This window comes from Kibdelosporangium banguiense (assembly GCF_017876405.1).
GTDB lineage: Bacteria > Actinomycetota > Actinomycetes > Mycobacteriales > Pseudonocardiaceae > Kibdelosporangium > Kibdelosporangium banguiense.
The window spans coordinates 10,941,450-10,958,783 of sequence record NZ_JAGINW010000001.1; the positions used below are offsets into that span (position 1 = coordinate 10,941,450).

12 protein-coding genes are annotated in these 17,334 nt (G+C 66.6%); 6 read left to right on the forward strand and 6 right to left on the reverse strand.

Going from position 1 to position 17,334, the window contains the following annotated elements:
* Positions 1-50: 50 nt before the first annotated feature.
* Together JOF56_RS49030 and JOF56_RS49035 are read left to right on the forward strand one after the other, a co-directional pair.
* Positions 51-323, forward strand: coding sequence for a hypothetical protein (locus JOF56_RS49030; RefSeq protein WP_245378734.1), 273 nt, complete (start codon positions 51-53; stop codon positions 321-323).
* A gap of 271 nt (positions 324-594) precedes the next feature.
* Complete coding sequence (locus JOF56_RS49035; RefSeq protein ID WP_245378735.1) at positions 595-3,606, forward strand: helix-turn-helix transcriptional regulator; 3,012 nt, start codon at positions 595-597, stop codon at positions 3,604-3,606.
* Between the two features lie 691 nt (positions 3,607-4,297).
* Here the strand turns inward: JOF56_RS49035 and JOF56_RS49040 are convergent.
* Together JOF56_RS49040 and JOF56_RS49045 are read right to left on the reverse strand one after the other, a co-directional pair.
* On the reverse strand, positions 4,298-4,528 hold the full coding sequence (locus tag JOF56_RS49040) for a hypothetical protein (protein ID WP_209646318.1): 231 nt from the start codon (positions 4,526-4,528) through the stop codon (positions 4,298-4,300).
* Complete coding sequence (locus tag JOF56_RS49045) at positions 4,525-4,815, reverse strand: hypothetical protein (RefSeq protein ID WP_209646319.1); 291 nt, start codon at positions 4,813-4,815, stop codon at positions 4,525-4,527. Before JOF56_RS49045 ends, JOF56_RS49040 begins: the two co-directional genes overlap by 4 nt.
* Before the next feature lie 205 nt (positions 4,816-5,020).
* Between JOF56_RS49045 and JOF56_RS49050 the strand changes: the two genes are divergently transcribed.
* Positions 5,021-5,722 (forward strand): response regulator, encoded by a 702-nt coding sequence (locus tag JOF56_RS49050; protein WP_209646320.1) that lies wholly within the window; start codon positions 5,021-5,023, stop codon positions 5,720-5,722.
* 260 nt (positions 5,723-5,982) lie between these two features.
* Positions 5,983-6,570, forward strand: a complete 588-nt coding sequence (locus JOF56_RS49055; RefSeq protein WP_209646321.1) for a GrpB family protein — start codon at positions 5,983-5,985, stop codon at positions 6,568-6,570.
* Between the two features lie 98 nt (positions 6,571-6,668).
* On the opposite strand, the gene JOF56_RS49060 is transcribed toward JOF56_RS49055, so the two are convergent.
* The 3 genes from JOF56_RS49060 to JOF56_RS49075 form a co-directional block, all read right to left on the reverse strand.
* Positions 6,669-8,207, reverse strand: coding sequence for a sialidase family protein (locus JOF56_RS49060; RefSeq protein WP_209646322.1), 1,539 nt, complete (start codon positions 8,205-8,207; stop codon positions 6,669-6,671).
* 138 nt (positions 8,208-8,345) lie between these two features.
* On the reverse strand, positions 8,346-10,052 hold the full coding sequence (locus tag JOF56_RS49065; RefSeq protein ID WP_209646323.1) for an alpha/beta hydrolase: 1,707 nt from the start codon (positions 10,050-10,052) through the stop codon (positions 8,346-8,348).
* 657 nt (positions 10,053-10,709) lie between these two features.
* The gene (locus JOF56_RS49075) at positions 10,710-11,210 is read right to left on the reverse strand and encodes a tyrosine-type recombinase/integrase (protein ID WP_209646324.1); all 501 of its coding nucleotides are present in this window, start codon (positions 11,208-11,210) and stop codon (positions 10,710-10,712) included.
* 605 nt (positions 11,211-11,815) lie between these two features.
* On the opposite strand from JOF56_RS49075, the gene JOF56_RS49080 reads away from it, so the two are divergent.
* The gene (locus JOF56_RS49080; RefSeq protein WP_209646325.1) at positions 11,816-13,027 is read left to right on the forward strand and encodes a hypothetical protein; all 1,212 of its coding nucleotides are present in this window, start codon (positions 11,816-11,818) and stop codon (positions 13,025-13,027) included.
* Positions 13,028-13,279: 252 nt separating this feature from the next.
* On the opposite strand, the gene JOF56_RS49085 is transcribed toward JOF56_RS49080, so the two are convergent.
* Entirely contained in the window at positions 13,280-13,813 is a 534-nt protein-coding gene (locus tag JOF56_RS49085; protein WP_209646326.1) for a hypothetical protein, read from the reverse strand.
* 518 nt (positions 13,814-14,331) lie between these two features.
* Between JOF56_RS49085 and JOF56_RS49090 the strand changes: the two genes are divergently transcribed.
* Entirely contained in the window at positions 14,332-17,220 is a 2,889-nt protein-coding gene (locus tag JOF56_RS49090) for an AfsR/SARP family transcriptional regulator (RefSeq protein WP_209646327.1), read from the forward strand.
* Positions 17,221-17,334: the final 114 nt, after the last annotated feature.

A 17,334-nucleotide genomic window follows, 5' to 3' on the forward strand; every position in this document is an offset into this window, starting at 1 on the left:
TTTCGACACGGATTACTTTCCGCAAAAGAAATACAAAAGGAGCACGGTTAATGTCCGTCATGCTGCCAGACTTCCCCACTCTCTCCCGACGTGAGCTCGCCATGCTCCGCGCGATCGCCGCCGGTCGCGCCACCATCACATGCAGTTGCGCACCCGATCTGTTCATCGACGGCCTGCCCTGTTGTGACCAAAGCGCCTCCCGGCACCTCGCGCACGCCGGCCTTGTGCGCGCCACCATCGCGGCGAAAGTCGGCCAGCTCGTGCCCGCCGAACTCACCGGCGTCGGCCACGCCCTGCTGGCAACATGGGCTACCCCGCCCTGACACGTCACCGAGGCGCGAACAGTCGAATAGCTTCCTTCTTCTCACACTTTCGAGAGATTTCTGGCCATTCCGCGAAGGGAAAGCGCCGGAGTTGGACTCGGAAGGATAGGGCCCGAGTTGTTCTGCTGTCACTGCAACAGCATCTGGCTGTGACGGAACTGTATGGCTCACAGCTGCCATGCAGCCCCGCCACAGCTAGGTCGAGGTTGAAATTGAGGTGCGATCACAGAGGGGGAACAAGAAGTGCGCTCGACAGGAATAGGGGGAAGGCATGCGTAGCGGTGGCGTAGCACTAAGAGACAGTGCCCGTCGTCTGGTGGGGAGAGATCGGGAGAGGGAGTTGCTCGAGCACGTGCTTGATCGTTCGCGCGACGAGCTCGCTCAAGTGATTGAGGTGGTGGGCGAGCCAGGCATCGGCAAGTCCCGGCTATTGGGTGAGATGTGTGCGACGGCGAATCGCCGGGGCTGGGTGGTGTTGGCAGGTCATGCCACGGAGCTGGAACGTCACAATTCGTTCGGGGTATTTCTCGATGCGATGGGTGACCGTGTCGCCTCGCTCGACCCGTCTGATCTCGCTGGGCTTGGCGCCGATCTAGTGGGTGAGCTCGCAATGGTGTTTCCGGGTGTCTCGGTGCCACGGGATCTTACGAAGGCCGGGCACGAGCGCTTGGTCCTCGGAGTTGAGCGTTACCGGTTGCACTTGGCGATACGGGCCCTGCTGGAGCGCCTGGCATCTTCGTCTGGGCTTGTCCTCACCCTGGACGACCTGCATTGGGGAGATGACGCGTCTTTCGAGTTGCTGGGGTATCTGCTCCGCCACCCGCCGAGCGCGCCCGTCGTGCTGGTACCTACCTACCGTCCCCGCCAGCGACCTGGCCGGCTCGCCGCCGTGCTCACCCACGCCACGCGGGAAGGGGTGGTTCGGAGGGTCAATCTCGGTCCGCTCAGTCTCGACAGGGTCGCCGAGTTCCTCGGGCCCGATGTCGATGAGGCGCGGTGCCGGGTCCTGCACCAAGCCAGCGGTGGCAACCCGTTCTATCTGGAAGCGCTGGCTCGTGTTCCCGAAGTGCAGCTATCTGCGATGGCAGGGGAGGAATCGCGGTCGGGTGCTTCGCCGACTGTCCAATCACGAACCGGTGTGGTGTCGCTCGATGGTGTTCCCTCCCTTGTTCGCGCGAGTCTGCAAGCCGAACTGGCGATGTTGCCCGAGCGGGTCCGCTTGGTCGCCCACGCGTCCGCGGTAGCCGGTGATCCCTTCGAACCTGATCTCATGGCTGCGGTCGCAGGGCTGAGCCGGAAGGAGGCCGACAGCGCTTTGGACGACCTGGTCGCCCGTGATCTCGTCCAATCGACGGCCCCAGGCCGTTTGTCCTATCGCCACCCGATAGTGCGTGCCGCCGCGTACGAAGACGCCGGAGTCGGTTGGTTGGTACAAGCCCATGCCAGGGCGTGGAACGCCCTAGCAGAGCGAGGCGCTTCGATGGTGCAGCGCGCGCCTCACGTCGAGCACGCGGCGCTCACTGGGAATGACGAGGCGATCGCGGTGCTGGTCGCCGCCGCCAAGGCCGTGGCTGGCCGGGCACCGGCCGACGCCGCGCATTGGCTGTCCGTGGCGCTGAGGTTGCTACCCGACGAGGGCGAGGGCGACGTACGTCGCCTGGAGTTGCTCACGGACATGGCTAGGTTCCTCGGGATCAGCGGCCAGCTGTGGGAGGCCCGGGATGTCCTGCATGAGGTGTTGCGACTCCTGCCACGCGCGGCAGCGGATCGACGAGTACGGGCGGTCTCGTTCTGCGCCACGCTCGAACATCTTCTGGGCCGGATTGACGAGGCAAGTGCCCTGCTGCTGGCGGAGCTGCGAGGGCTGCCCCGCCTGGAGGACGGCGCCGCGACGGCCCTGCAGCTCGGACTGGCCGAAGCGAGTCTTCGGCGTGGCGATGTCGCCGACAGCCGCACGTGGACCGGCAGCGCATACCTGCTTGCCAGCCGCCATGAGGATCGCCCCGCACGGGCGACCGCAGCCAGTTTCACGGCCTACGCCGACTATCTCGCCGAGGACATCTCAGCTGCGCTCAAGCACTGTAGCCATGCGGCCCTGCTGGTCGACGGGCTGACCGATGGTGAGCTGGCGGAGCGGCTCAACGGTCTGGTGTGGTTAGGTTGGGTCGAGCACGATCTGGAGCGCTGTGGCGTGGCAAGGCGGCATCTCGAACGTGGCCTCGCGGTGGCCCGGGCTACTGGTCAGAACTCTCTGCTGACCAGGCTGCTCGTCAGTCGCGGCAGGGTGTTGCTGTGGCAGGGGCTGTTGGTGCAGGCGAAAGAGTGCTTCGTCGACGCTGAGGAAGCGGCATTGTTGGTGCGCAGTCCCTGGCTGCACGCGTTCGCGCTGGCAATGCGGTGCCAGGTGGCGGCGTTGACCGGAGAGAGCGAGCAGGCCCTGCGGTTGGGTGAGGAAGCGTGCCGCCTAGCCGGACCTCCTGCCGACTGGTTGTCACTGTGGACGGCCAAGCTTCTCGCGCATGCTCATCTGATGGCCGATGATCCCGTTGGGTGTTCGTCCATTCTGGACATCGCCAGTAGAGACCCAGTGCTACCGTTGGTGGATCCGGCTCGCCGCCCGGCCTGGTTCGAGTTCTTCACCACCGCCGCCCTAGCGTTGGACCGCGTGGCGGAAGGCGAACAATGGGCGGCGCGCGCCGAAGCAACGGCCGCCAGCCTGGTGGCGCTGCCGGGCCGCAGGGCGTTCGCGCGACTTGCGCGCGCCAGAGTCTTGTACGCCTCCGGCGACCCGGCACACGCTGGTACAGCGGCCCGGACGGCCGCCGCAGAGTTCATCAAGAGCGACAATCGCCTCGACGCGGGCCGAGCCTGGCTGCTGGCCGGCACAGCGACAGCCACCACCGGAGAACGCCCTCGCGCACTGGACGAACTGGAACAGGCTCGCGTGCTATTTGCTCGCTGTGGCGCCAACGGACTGCAGGAGCGGGCTGTTCGCGAACTGCGCAGGCTGGGTCGTCGGGTGCCGCGCGGCGTTACGGGACAACGTAACCCTCGCGATGCCGTCGGGTCTGCCGCGCTGACCTCCCGGGAGAGGGAGGTGGCCGATTTGCTGGTCACGGGGATGACCAGCCGGCAGATCGCCGCGAAGCTGTACCTGAGTCCTCGAACCGTCGACCACCATGCTGAGCACATCATCGCCAAGCTCGGCGTCACATCCCGGGCCGGCGTGGTCAGCGCACTGGTCAATGGCGATGTAGGCAATGTCCCGGACGTCTTTCGTTAATGCTCGCAGGCACACTGAACTCCTCGACAGACGCGACCGGGAGGGGAGAGGGCGTGAAGTGCGCAAGGGGTGCGCAAGGGGGTGCGCACTTCACGCCAGCACCGGCCAAGGGATGGAAAGAAGGGCATGAGACGTTGAGGATTCGCCAGCCTGCTGTGGTCGGTGCGGGACTGGGCCAGGTTCGTACCGGCCTGCGGGGCGGGTCACTGGTCATGTCGGTCGGCCGTTAGCGTAGATGCCGAACGTGATCGTGCACTTTCCGTCCTGGGAGCTGGTCAATCTGCAGCGTGGGGTGGATGCCTATCATGCCGCCCGGCGGGGATGTTGGAGGCGATCGAGCGGCACGTGGTTCCGCGGCAGGGCAGACCGAGCGGCAGTCACTGACCCGCAGCATTCTGGGCGGCTAGCGCGTCCAAGATCTCGGGGCTTCGTGAGCGCTGCACAAGCCGAGCACCAGAAAGTCCATTGTGGAGGACTGAGCGTCTCGTCGAGGGAGAAACTCAGCCGCACCATGCCGAGGCCGGTATCGCATGGGTAGCGGTCTTAGCGATGTCCATAGTCGACAGTCGGAGGACAGGCAAACCCACGTTCTTCAAGACCGGACAACATTGGTGCGGGCCCAGTTGAGTGTGTGGTTTCGAAGCGCATCGCTCTCCGATCCGGGAGAGCGATGCGCACACACAGTTGTCGGTCACAGCGAGCGCTCAGCCCGCTCGGCCTTCTGCTTGGCCCACTTGGCCAGCCGGCACCATCGTCGGCTGGAGTGCAGCCGACGCGCTACCCGGTGGTGGTGGGCAAACTGCTCCGCTTCGCGCATCCGGGTTCTGGCCAGAATTTCGTAGAGCAACATCTCGTACATCTCGTTGGTCCCTTTCCAGGCTGGATCGAACGTTGACGGCGTGTTGAGCGGCGCGATGGTCACGCGGCCTCCCGGTCCCGGTTCGTGGTTGCCAGCGTCCCGAGTACGGCGTGGCCTGAGGTGGTGAGTTCGGCGGGAACGCGCTGTCCCACCTCGGCCGGGCGCGTGGCATGCACGAGGCCGGCGTGCGCGAGGTGGTGGGCGGCGCTCTGGTCGCTGCAGGCCAGGCTGTCGATGAACAAGTCGGGTTCGCAGCTGCCGGTGATTTCGCCGCGGCCGGCGGCGATGGCTCCGAGCATGGCGAACTCGCGCCGGGAGAGGCTCAAGCCTCCTGATGGAGTCGTGGACACTGGTTGTGCTCCTTGGGCGATAGGGAAACGTGGAGTGAGTCGTTCGACTCGTGGTGTCAACCAGTGCAGCGACAGCCGGTTGTGATGGGGCTGCACATCGGCTGCGGCTCACGCAACCCGGCACATCTCGTCCACAGACGAAGCCGCACTTCTGTAGGTGATTCTGCCGATGTCCGGCTCCACACCCTTGCTTGATGGTCGCACTATGACTGTGGAGTGCCTCCGGTTGCTGGTCGTCGACAACGATCCGAAGTTCCGGGATGAACTGTGCGCGTTGCTCGATGTGTTCGACGATCTGACGGTGGTCGGCCAGGCCTCATCCGGGTCCGAGGCAATGGGTCTGGTAGCCAGCCTGCGACCCCATGCCGTGATCATGGATCCGAACCTCGACGACACACCAGGAGTCGAGGTCACGCGTCAGATCAACCTGGGTGACCACGAGGCGGTCGTCTTGGTACTGACGACGTCTGCCGACGACGACGCCGTACTCGCAGCCATTCGTGCTGGCGCGAAGGGATACCTGCTCAAGGACACGGCACCGAGCGCGCTGTATCGGGCTGTGCGTGCCGCGGCAGATGGCGAGGTGGTGTTCGGTCCGGTGATCGCGCGACGGTTCGTGGGTTACTTCTCTGTCGCATCGGGCCCGTTGGCATTGCCTGAACTCACCGCATCCGAGCGAGCGGTGCTGGAGCTGATGGTGTCAGGGCTGAACAACACCGAGATGGCGCGACGGCTCGACGTGAGCCCGAAAACCGTACGCAACCGCGTTTCCAGCGTCTTCAGGAAACTGCGTGTGCCCGATCGGGCCAGGGCTATCGTGCTAGCCCGCAAGGCCGGGATGGACGCGCTGGCGGATCCATTGGACAGCGCCCACCTGACAACGGGACAGGCCCGAACGGAGTCGTGACGCTGCACGGCAGTGCTGAACACGGTAAAGGTGTTGGTCAGGCCGAGGTAAGCCAATCGCAGCAGCACGGCCGATCATTCTGCCGTGACGAGCGCTGGCCATGTAAGCGGACGGAGTGAATGTCCGGAACACGACCTGACCAGTGGCTCTCCTGGCTTTCGCGTTCTGATCGAACATGTGCTCGGTGGGCTGGCCTCTGTGCTGCGGTCTGTGCGCACAAGGGATCGGTGCCCCGGCCGAACGCTGCTACGTTGCGACGAGTGCCCACCAATGAGGAGATCACCCGACACCACGACCCCAACCTGTCCGAGAACCCCTGGGTCACTGGGCCGCCCGCGCCCGAGACAGTCGCGATCGTCCCGTACAACCCAGAGTGGCCCCGCCGCTACCAGGCCCTGTCGGTGGAGATCCGCGCAACGCTCGGTGACGCTGTGCTGGGCATCGAGCACACGGGATCCACATCCGTCGAGGGACTCGCCGCGAAAGACGTCATCGACATCGACCTCACTGTCGCCGATCCCCGCGACGAGAACGTGTATGTTCCCCCGCTCGAACGCCTCGGCTATGTCCTCACGGTTCGAGAACCGTCCTTCCACGAGCATCGATGCCTGAGACTCGCCGACCCTCGCGCCAACCTGCATGTGTTCGGCCCGGACTGCCCAGAGAGCATCCGACACCGCATGTTCCGCGACTGGCTGCGCGCCCACCCCGAGGATCGCGCCCTCTACGAGGACACGAAACGGGCGGCGGTCCCCGGGGGCGGAAACGTCATGGACTACAACGCGCGCAAGCAGAAGGCAGTCCGCCAGATTTACGACCGGCTTTTCCGCGCGGCAGGGATGATGTAGACGGCAACAACGACCGCGACCCGCGGGCTCCGGCTCCTGACGCTTCCGTATACGGTGTGGCACCAGCCATCCCGATGGGGAACCGGGCTGGGCGGCCCTCAGTGCCGGGTGACCAGCCCGCTGTCGAGGGTGATCACGGGGCGAGGTCGGTTACTGGATGGTTGCATCCGTATCCGTTCGTCGGTGTTTCCCGCGCCAATAGTGACGCCGGTGGCGTGTTGAGCGTGCATGTCGGTCGGGTCGCCCGGCGCGTCTGGTGTGGTCACCGCGTGCAGCGACTGGAACTGGTCGCCGGCGCTGTCCAGGCCTGTGTAGTCGCCGAGGAAGAATCCGCCGGCGACCGGTGCCTGGCGCATATCGAACGAGGCGGGCGTCATGCGCTCGCGCTGGTCGAACGTCGCCCCACCGTCGCGGGAGCGCACAATCCAGTAGTCGGTGACCAAGGGCTCGTCCGCCGCAGAATCGTGGGTGAAGTCGTAGTAGGTGACGCCGAGGACCCCGGCGGAGTTGACGTGCACCGAACCGGTGAAAGCCTGCCCGGACTCCGACGGGCTGATCCGCTTGGGTGCGGTCCAGTGCCGGCCGCCGTCGCGGGAGCTGGCGGCCACGATGGAGTCGTTCTGGTAGCCGGTGAACCGGGCGTCCTGCCAGACCACATAGACCTCGTCGTGGCCCGGCCGCAGGTCGACCGCGATGTCGGGCAGGATGTCGCCGCTGCGCACCGGGGCGCCGTCCCGTGGATCGATCACCCCGACAGTGCCCAGCCCGTCGATGTAGAAGGGGCCTGTCCAGGTCTGGCCCTTGTCGGTGGAACGCAGCACGGCCAGGTTGCCGCTCGTGCCGGGTCTGAACTCGGTGAACAGGTTCAGCAGAGTGCCGTCCGGCAGCACGGCAACGAGGTTGCCGGTGGCCAGGCCGCCAGGGCCAGGGTCGTAAATGGACCGCGCGGGTTCCCACGTGGCACCGCCATCGGTGGTCCTGGTGAAGTAGGTCGAACCGAAGAATTCGTCGCCGGCGTCCGTAAACCCTCGGGTCCACACGGCATAGACGTAGCGGGAGTCGAGCGGATCAGCGGTCATCGAGTTCTTGTCGTTGAAGGCCGGCCCAGCGTCTTTGATCAGGGTCGTGATCGGCCCCCAACGACGGCCCCCGTCGCGGGAACGCGCGACCAGCATCGCATTGGTGGTGTTGGAGTTGTTGAACGCCAATGCCATGAAGTAGGCGTCACCGGCGGGCGATGCGGTGACCCATGGGTCGGTGGCCCGCTCGTAATCGCCGCCGTTGCGAGGACTGCCTCCCGCGCAGCGGCTGAACGGCGGCGAAACGCTGGCCTGCCAGATAGCGCCGCCGTCGAAGGACACCCTGGCCAGCACCCCATTCGCGCCGCCGGTGGACCAGCGGTCCTGCTGCCAGACCGCGATGCGGTTCCGCGGTTGCGCCGGGTTGACCGCGACGAACGGTTCGACCTCGCTGTGGGAATAGTTGGTGCCGGTCTGCGGTGCTCCATTGCAGTTCGCCGGGTACGGCGACGGCACACTCACCACCACCGGCGGGTCAACCGCCGCAGACGCCGCGCCCGGTAGCAGCAGCACACCCGCTGCACCCACCGCGGCCATCCGAACAATCAACTGCCTCATCACGAGGACCTCCTCGCTGACACAGCACCCAGGGAAAGCGGACCGAAAAACACGCGCCGTGCAAGGTGCGCTCGGAGTGGCAGTGGTCCACCGTGGACCACGTCTGTCCAGTCCTCTTCGGACTGGCTTCTGAACGTTCTATTTCGGCAGCGGGCCCGTTAGGCGGTGGAACCGCGCAACGGCCTGCAGCGGGTTCGCCGACTGTGGATCGGCGTCCGGCTCCGGTAGCGGCATTCCCGGGCAACTGAGGTCACCGGCCGGCACCTTGCCGTCGACCACGAATGCTTCCACCTGGTTGTCGACACAAGGGTTGCCGCCTGCGTAGATACCGTGGTCACCCTCACCGGTGACAGTGAGCAGCCGGGAGCCCGCGAACCGTCGATGGGCTCGTTCGGCGCCCTCGAGAGGAGTGGCGGGGTCGTGCGTCGACTGCACCATGAGCACTGGCGGCACGCCTTGACCGGTCGGTTGAGGCAGGAACAGGTTCGGACGTTTCCAGAACACACACGGCTCGAAAATGGTGTACCAGCCGACTAGCGGGTAGCGGCGTCCTTGGCGTTCCGACTCTCGGATGAGGCTGGCGCGATCGCCCTGCCAGGGGGTGTCGTTGCAGGTGATGGCCGACGCCGTCGCGGTGAACGCGTCGTCGGCTTGCTGTCCGGGCATCGGAGGGGACAGACCGCGCAGCCGTCGTTGCGCCGCCTGGAGCTGGGCGGCCGCCTCCCGCGACTGGCCGAACGCGATCGCGTGCCCGGGAGTTCCGGTTGCCTTCCGCACAGCGCGAAGGAATCTGGCCAGCAGCGGAAAAGCATACTTCGAGTACAACGAACCGATGATGACCGAGTCCAGCGTCACCGCGTCGACCGTGATCACCACACCGTCGATGTCCACCTCCACCGGCCGTTCGGCCAGCGTGGCCCGCACCTGTTCGTAGACCTGCCGCACAGCCTCCGCGGTGGTGCCCAGGTGGTACACGTTGCCATACATAGCCACCCAGGACAGGAAATGTTCCCGGAAACGGCGTTCGAAGCCCAGTGGCTGCCAGCGGAACACCTCCTGCCAGCTGGTGGTGAACTCGACGTTCGAGTCCAGCACGAACTTGTCCACCCGGTGCGGGAAGTAGGTGGCGTAGTAGGCACCCAGCCAGGTGCCGCCGGAGTACCCGATCCAGCTGATCTTTTCCCGGCCCAGCAGGTGCCGCAACAGATCGTGGTCCCGCACAGTTTGTTCGGTGGTGATATAGCGGCCCAGCTCACCGGAGCGGGTTTGGCAGGACCTGGCGAGGAGCCGCATGGTGTCCAGGATCAGGTCGACGTTGGCCGGACTGCGGTCCCTCGGATCCAACGGGCTGAAGGGGACGTTGCCACAGGAGACGTTGGTGCTGTCCCCGGTCCCCCGTACGTCGATCCCGACAACCTCCATATTGTCCAGCAGCTTGTCCCGGTCCGCTGCCAGGAATACCAGCGGCAGGAGCCGTCCCGGTCCGCCGGGGCCACCTGGGTTGGTCAGCACGCTGCCGCGTGGTTTGGCGCCGCTGGCCGGGCGCAGGCGGCTGACCGCGACCACCACGTCGACCTTGTCCTCCGGCCGGTTCCAGTTGCGCGGCGCGGCGAACGAACCACACTCCAACCGTTCCGACCCCGGCGGCAAACCAGGCGGAGGCTCCTCCGGGAAGCAAGACTTCCACTCAATACGCTGGGTGAGATACCGCTCCGGAACCGGCACCGCAGACGAAGCAACAGGAGTCGCGAATGCCGGAACAACACCGGCGATCAACGCGACCACCGCAACTCCTGCGACGAGCAGCGGTTTACGCCGGGCCGAGAACTTCTGTGCAGCGTCCATGATCAGTCTCCCCACACTCCGTGGTAGGAAACCAGTCTGGGCTCATGACGACCTGCCGTCCCAGAGAGCCATTTGCCTGGCCCCACCGAGGAGGACAAAGACCTCGAGATCCTGGCTTTGCGCACCAGATCGGTGTGCTGCAGCGGCAACCCGGTAGCACAAGGCCGCGGTTCAGTCCGGCTGACCGATGTCACATAGTCCACGGCGCCGGGCCGAAACGCTCCGCTGTCGTCCGCCGCCGTGAGCATGTCCACCACCGAACTGTGTCGGGTACCGGCAATGCCGGACCACCCCGCGCTGCACGTTGGCCAACTCCCACGAGGGAAAGTACGCGATCACCTGGATTTCGTTGCGAGCAAAGAGAACGCCGTGTTTCCGGGACCGCCCGTCACCGGCAAACACACCTGGGCATCCGAGCCTGCCAAGCCGGACACCGGGTCGCGTTCGCCACCGCCGCCGAGTGGGTCGCCCGCCTGGCGGAGGCCCACCACGTCGGCCGCCTGTAGCAGGAGTTGACCAAGCGCAGCCGCTGCCCACTGCTCATGGTCGACTTATACCGACCCCGTGATCATGCGGACAGTGGCCGGTGGTGAGCGCGGATTTTTTCCTGTGGTGGTGGGCTTCTCGCCTTTGACAAGCCCAGGATGGTCGGCATATTCACAGTGGACATCGGGCGGCGGCCTTCGCGGTGTGGATAGCCATGCGGCGTTGGACGGCGTCGTGACTGAGGCGCCGACCGGTGTGGGTTGGGAATACCTCTTCGTCGCGGAGTCCTCGGCGTTCGGTCAGCCAGACGCGCATAACGGCCTTGACCGGGCCGATCAGCGGGACCGCCCTTTGCTTGCGGCCCTTGCCTTCGCAGCGCACGTGCGCACGGCACGTGATGAACACCTGGCGACACTCGATGCGAGGTCGGGCGTTGGCAATGTAGGCAACGCGCGCTTCACCCACGTCGACAGGCAACGGCAGTTTGTCGTGGCGACGCACTTTGCCGCAGATCGTGAGCTCGCCGCGGCGCCAGTCCACATCGTTCAGTTCCAGGCGCGCCACCTCGGCCGAGCCCAGTCGCAACCGGGCCAGCAGCATCACCATGGCGAAGTTGCGCACCCAGGTCGGGGTGGGACGGTCGCAACTGTCCAGCAACGCCCGGACGTTCACAGCCGACAGCGTCGGCAGGAACCGGTGTCGTGCCAGCCCGCGACCCGGCGGCAGGCTTATCTCTTCCGACGACCTTGGTGGAGAAACCCAGACCATCACACTGCCATCAGGGAGCAGGGAGCGCCGTCCAGCTCAGCAGGTCCTCGCTGTTGCGTACGAGCGGCCGACGATTGATCTTGCCAATGTGGCGGGATAATCCCACTTGGCCACTTGGCGTCACTTGACACTTTCAGCCTCTTGTGGCCCCTGTGCTCGTGTTCCGAGCGTGCTGCACTCAAGCGGTGGCCGTGTTGGCATGAATGATGTCTCAGTACCCCGCGAATAAGGCCAACGCTTTCCAGGGCAATGAGTAACCAGCAGTAAGCCGCTACGGGTAGGGCCAGGGGAAGACCGCTGCGGTTCCCAACCTCTGGCGGCTCGCAGGCCGGGAATGGTGAGTCTGGTGTCCAGCTCACACGTTTCCCGTTAGAAGGAGGAATAACGTGAGGAATCCTCAACGATTGGGAGCGGCGGGGCTGTTCCCTCGACGTCGCGCATGGGGGCTGCGGGCTTTCGGTATCGGGGCCGCAGCAGTGATAGCGACAGTGCTGGTTGTCGGTGTTCCGGTGCGGGCTGTCGCTGCCACCACGATCACCGACCTGGGCACCCTGCCCGGCCACACCAACCGTGACACTGCCAGGAGCAACGCCCCCGGCACGATCATCGACCAGCCGCCCCCACCCCCGCCCCCACCGTCCAGCCCCGGCCACGCGGTGCGATGGGACCAGGCAGGCAGCATCACCGACCTGGGCACCCTCGGCGGCAGCTACAGCGACACTGCCGGGATCAACGACGACGGCACCATCATCGGCACGGCGAGCACGGCCAGCGGCGACACCCACGCGGTGCGATGGGACCAGGCGGGCAGCATCACCGACCTGGGCACGCTGCCCGGCGGCAGCTACAGCGCCGCTGCCGGGATCAACCCCCACGGCACCATCATCGGCCAGGCGAACACGGCCGGCGACCATTACCACGCGGTGCGATGGGACCAGGCGGGCAGCATCACCGACCTGGGCACCCTCGGCGGCAGCTCCAGCTACGCTGTCGGGATCAACACCGACGGCACGATCGTCGGCTGGGCGGACACGGCCAGCGGCCAATACCGCTACCGCGCGGTGCGGTGGGATTCGGCGGGCAGGATGACCGACCTGGGCACGCTGCCCGGCGGCAGCTCCAGCGCCGCTGTCGGGATCAACGACGACGGCATGATCATCGGCCACGCGACAACGGCCAGCGGCCAGTTCCACGCGGTGCGATGGGACCGGGCCGGCCGGATCGCCGACCTGGGCACCCTCGGCGGCAGCTCCAGCTACACCGTCGGGATCAACGCCCACGGCACGATCATCGGCCACGCGACAACGGCCGGCGACCAGCTCCACGCGGTGCGATGGGACCGGGCCGGCTGGATCACCGACCTGGGCACCCTCAGTGGCCACTCCAGCTACACCGTCGGGATCAACGCCCACGGCACGATCATCGGCCAGGCGGACACGGCCAGCGGCCACTACCGCGCGGTGCGATGGGACCGGGCCGGCCGGATCGCCGACCTGGGCACGCTGCCCGGCAGCAGCGACAGCTACGCTGTCGGGATCAACGCCCACGGCACGATCATCGGCCAGGCGGACACGGCCAGCGGCCACTACCGCGCGGTGCGATGGGACCGGGCCGGCCGGATCACCGGCCTGGGCACCCTCGGCGGCCGCGAGAGCTACGCTGTCGGGATCAATACCGACGGCACGATCGTCGGTTGGGCAGACGTGGTCAAGAGCCAGTAGCACGCTGTGCGATGGCACAATTCACCTCCACCCCAATAGGCACAACCTCGCTGACAACAGCCGCAGAAGACCTCGCGTGCCGCACTCCAGAACCCTGGACATCGTCGCCGACCGCAGGCATAAGGCATGCCGTCACCGCTCTGATAGGCGACGAGCCGGACGTGAGGTCCGTCTGTGTCAGCTTTCTGCCGCAGGCCAACACCTTTTCGCCAGGAGCAAGCGGTCCAACCTTGCCGCGTTTCTCCCACATCATCAGCCACCGGAGTTGCGTACGAGGATCGTTGCGTCGGGCCGGTGTGGGCCCACAAGCCGTCGAAGCCCTCTGTTGCCGCGTTGTGCCAGCACGTCCCCCGTGTCCGCAAGCACCCACCGTTGGAAGACGACCGCGGCGCCTCGCCGCCACTCTTGCCGGACAACGGGCCGCGCGAGCTGGCGTTCCAGCCAGTCGGCAGTCCACACCGCAAACTGCTCCGGCTCCCCGCACAGGCCCCGCACGACGAGCACCTCATCATCATTGGCGTCGAAACCGTCCATCACCAACTCGTTGCCCCAGTACCCCTCCAACGCCGCCTCGCCCCCGGTTGTCCAGTACGCGACCTGCAGCTTGGTAGGTTCCGGAACGATGCCAGCTGCGGTAGGGAGACCGACGTCGACCATGACAACCAGTGGTGTGAGCACGGCCAGAACCTCGGTGTCGTCCGGGGCGAGGCCAAACCGCTGCCACCGGCTGGCCCGTGCGGCCAGCGCCGTGCCGAACCGCGTCTCCTCGTCGTTTCGCGGTTCCACCTGATCGAGTGAAAACCAGCCCGACACTTACCAAGATTCTCACACGCCCCACCGCGTTTCTACCCCGCGCGCGAGATCGCCATCCTGCGCTCAAACAGGCTCAAGCAAATCATGTCCGATGGTCAACGGAACCGGGTTTCAGCGCGGATTCTCCATATTCGGTGACAAGCGTCCTCTTAGGACCCCACTGACGATGTGAGGCGTTGCCAAACTTCATGGCGCCACGGAGGTTCACGAGCACGTGGGACGGTATGACAGCTCGGGCATGAGCTGTTCCCATCGGTCTTTGGGGACGGTGCCGACCAGCTCACAGTTTCGGGCGATGATCCGAGCCGATCCTGGTCCTCTTCGGACCGACCACGAACGTCTCGCATAGGACCCTATGTAGACATCTCTGTCATGGGTTCCGTGAGTGTCTGATTGTGACAGTGGCGCGCTCTGGTCTTACTGACCGCCGTTTCCTCACGGAGAGTCGGATACATTGGCGTTCTTGCGCTCGGATCTGGGTGAGGCACGCGATGCCGGATGGTGTGGATATTCGTTTGCTGGGGCCGGTGGAGGTGACCGGGCCGGATGGGTGTGTAGTGCTGCACGGTGGTGGACAGCGCACGCTGATCGCCCGGTTGGCGCTACACCCTGGCGAGACTGTGTCGCGGGCTGCGCTGATCGACGCCCTGTGGCCCGAGCGGGCGCCGCCGACAGCGACCAAGACCCTGAACAGTCATCTGGCTCGCCTACGCCGCCAACTGCGCGACGTGGGCCTGGAGGGGGTGATCGCTACCCGGGATCCCGGGTATGTCCTGCTCACCGCAGCCGAGGCGGTCGATGCAGTCCGGTTCGAGAACATGACCCGTCGGGGCCGGTACACGCTGGCGGCAGGGGACGCGGCTACGGCGGCCGAGGCGCTGCGGGCGGGATTGGGACTGTGGCGGGGGGACGTGCTGGCCGACTGCCGCCCGGGCCCGTGGCAGCGTGCCGAAGCTACCCGGCTGGATGAGGCGCGACTGGCCGCCGCCGAGGATCTGCTCACTGCTGAGCTGGCCCTGGGCGGGCACCTCGCCGCCGTGGGCACGCTGGAATCCCTGGTCGCCCGCTATCCGTTCCGGGAGCGGCTGTGGGAACTGCTGCTGCTCGCGCTCTACCGGTCCGGCCGCCAGGCCGACGCCCTCGCTGCCTTCCAGCGCGCCCGCACCGCGCTAGTCGACGAGCTGGGCATCGAGCCGGGGCACGAGTTGCGCCGCCTGGATGCGGCCGTCCTCGCTGCCGACCCTGCCCTGGAGCTACCCCCGTACCCAGCCCAGAACACACCAGCACCACCAGCGCCCAGGGGTCCTGCGGTGCCCCGCCAGCTCCCGGCCGACAACGCCGGTTTCACCGGGCGCGGCAGCTACCTGCAGGACTTGGACGCACTCCTGCTCCGCGACGGCGACCGCGACACTGTCCCGCGAGCGGTGGTGATCTCGGCGATCGCCGGCACCGCCGGGATCGGCAAGACCACCCTGGCGGTGCACTGGGCCCACCGGATCGCCGACCGGTTTCCCGACGGCCAGCTGCACGTCAACCTCCGAGGATTCGACCCGCAAACCCCCGTGGAGGCCGGCCAAGCCCTGGACGGATTCCTCCACGCCCTAGGGGTGGACCTGCGGGCCATCCCCTCCACCGACGAGGCCAAGGCCGCCCTGTACCGCAGCCAGCTGGCCGACCGGCGCATGCTGATCGTGCTGGACAACGCCCGCGACACCGACCATGTCCGCCCCCTGCTACCCGCCAGCCCCACCTGCGTGGTGATCATCACCAGCCGCAACCGACTGGACAGCCTCGCCGCGCGAGATGGCGCCCACCGCTTGATCCTCGACCTGCTCACCACCAACGAAGCCGTCGCACTGCTCACCACACGCCTCGGCCACCAGCAGGTAGCGGCCGAGCCCGACGCGGTCACCGAGCTGACCGAGCGGTGCGCCCGACTGCCCTTGGCACTGAGCATCGCCGCCGCCCGCGCGACCACCCACCCACGCCAGCCGCTGAGCCGACTGGTCGACGACCTGTCCGACGAACGCGCCCGACTCGACACCCTCGACCTCGGCGACACCGACCTCGACCTACGGGCGGTGTTCTCCTGGTCCTACCACACCCTCACACCGCCCGCGGCACGCCTATTCCGGCTGTTGAGCGTGCAACCTGGACCTGACATCAGCCTGCCCGCAGCCGCCAACCTGGTCGGCATCCGCATTCCCTCAGCACGCGGGCTACTCACCGAGCTCACCCGGGCACACCTGCTGGACGAACACATCCCCGACCGATACCGGTTCCACGACCTGCTCCGCGCCTACGCAGGCAAGCAAGCGGCTGAGGAGGAACCCAACCCCCAGCGACACGCGGCGACACATCGGGTGCTGGACTACTACCTCCACACCAGTCTTGCCGCTGCCCGCATCCTCGACCCACACTGGGACCCCATCACCGCGATGGCCCCACAACCCGGTGTCACTCCCGGCGTGATCCCCGACGATGAACAGGCCTGGGAGTGGTTCACCGCCGAGCACGCCACCCTGCTGGCCGCCATCGACCAGGCCGCCCGAACCGGGTTCGACATCCACGCCTGGCAACTGCCCTGGACCCTCTACCTCTTCCTCGACCGGCAAGGGTACTGGCGCGACGTCTGCGGCACCTGGCAGACCGCCCTGGCCGCCGCGCACCGTCTCGGTGACCGTGCCGCCCAAGCCCGCGCCCACCGCGTCCTCGGCCAGGCCTACGCGTGGTCGGGGTTGCATGACGACGCCCTCCCCCACCACCAGCGAGCCCTCGCCCTACACTGCGAACTCGACGACCGCCTCGGCCAAGCCCGCACCCACCACAGCCTCGGCTGGGCCTATGAGCGACAGGGCCACTACGCCGAGGCCCTCCCCCACGCCCAGCACGCCCTAGATCTCTTCCGCGCCACCGGCCACCGCGCCGGGGAAGCCCGAGCGCTCAGTCTGCTGGGCCAATGTCACGCCCATCTCGGGCACCCTCGGCGGGCGCTTACCCACTGCCACCAGGCCCTCGACCTGCTCCACGACCTCAACGACCGCGACGGTGAAGCCGTTACCCTAATCAGGCTTGGCGACGTCCACCACCACCTTGGCCAGTACTCCCAGGCCATCACCCACTACCAGCAGGCCCTCGACCACTGGCGGGACGTCGGTGACCGTCCTTTTGAAGGCTGGACGCTCACCGGCCTCGGCGACACCCACCTCGCCACCGGCAACCACCCCGCCGCCCGTGCTGCCTGGCAGCAAGCCCTGACGATCTTCGAAGAACTCGGCTACCCAGACGCCGTCAAAGTCCGCACTAAACTCGACCAGTTGATGGGTCAAACAGCGGCGGACTCTACGAATACCGGCACGCCGCACGAGCAGCACGGATAAGGTTTGGACACACAATTAGGCGCCGCTCTACCGCGGCCATCCGCACGAGGCGGCTATGCCGCTCTCGCTGACGCCAGAGCCGATACCAACACAGGCTTGACCGCACTTCCTCCC

Coding starts and splice junctions, on each gene's coding strand:
- JOF56_RS49030 (WP_245378734.1), top strand. CDS start 51: ATGTCCGTCATGCTGCCAGACTTCCCCACTCTCTCCCGACGTGAGCTC.
- JOF56_RS49035 (WP_245378735.1), top strand. CDS start 595: ATGCGTAGCGGTGGCGTAGCACTAAGAGACAGTGCCCGTCGTCTGGTG.
- JOF56_RS49050 (WP_209646320.1), top strand. CDS start 5,021: ATGACTGTGGAGTGCCTCCGGTTGCTGGTCGTCGACAACGATCCGAAG.
- JOF56_RS49060 (WP_209646322.1), bottom strand. CDS start 8,207: ATGAGGCAGTTGATTGTTCGGATGGCCGCGGTGGGTGCAGCGGGTGTG.
- JOF56_RS49065 (WP_209646323.1), bottom strand. CDS start 10,052: ATGGACGCTGCACAGAAGTTCTCGGCCCGGCGTAAACCGCTGCTCGTC.
- JOF56_RS49090 (WP_209646327.1), top strand. CDS start 14,332: ATGCCGGATGGTGTGGATATTCGTTTGCTGGGGCCGGTGGAGGTGACC.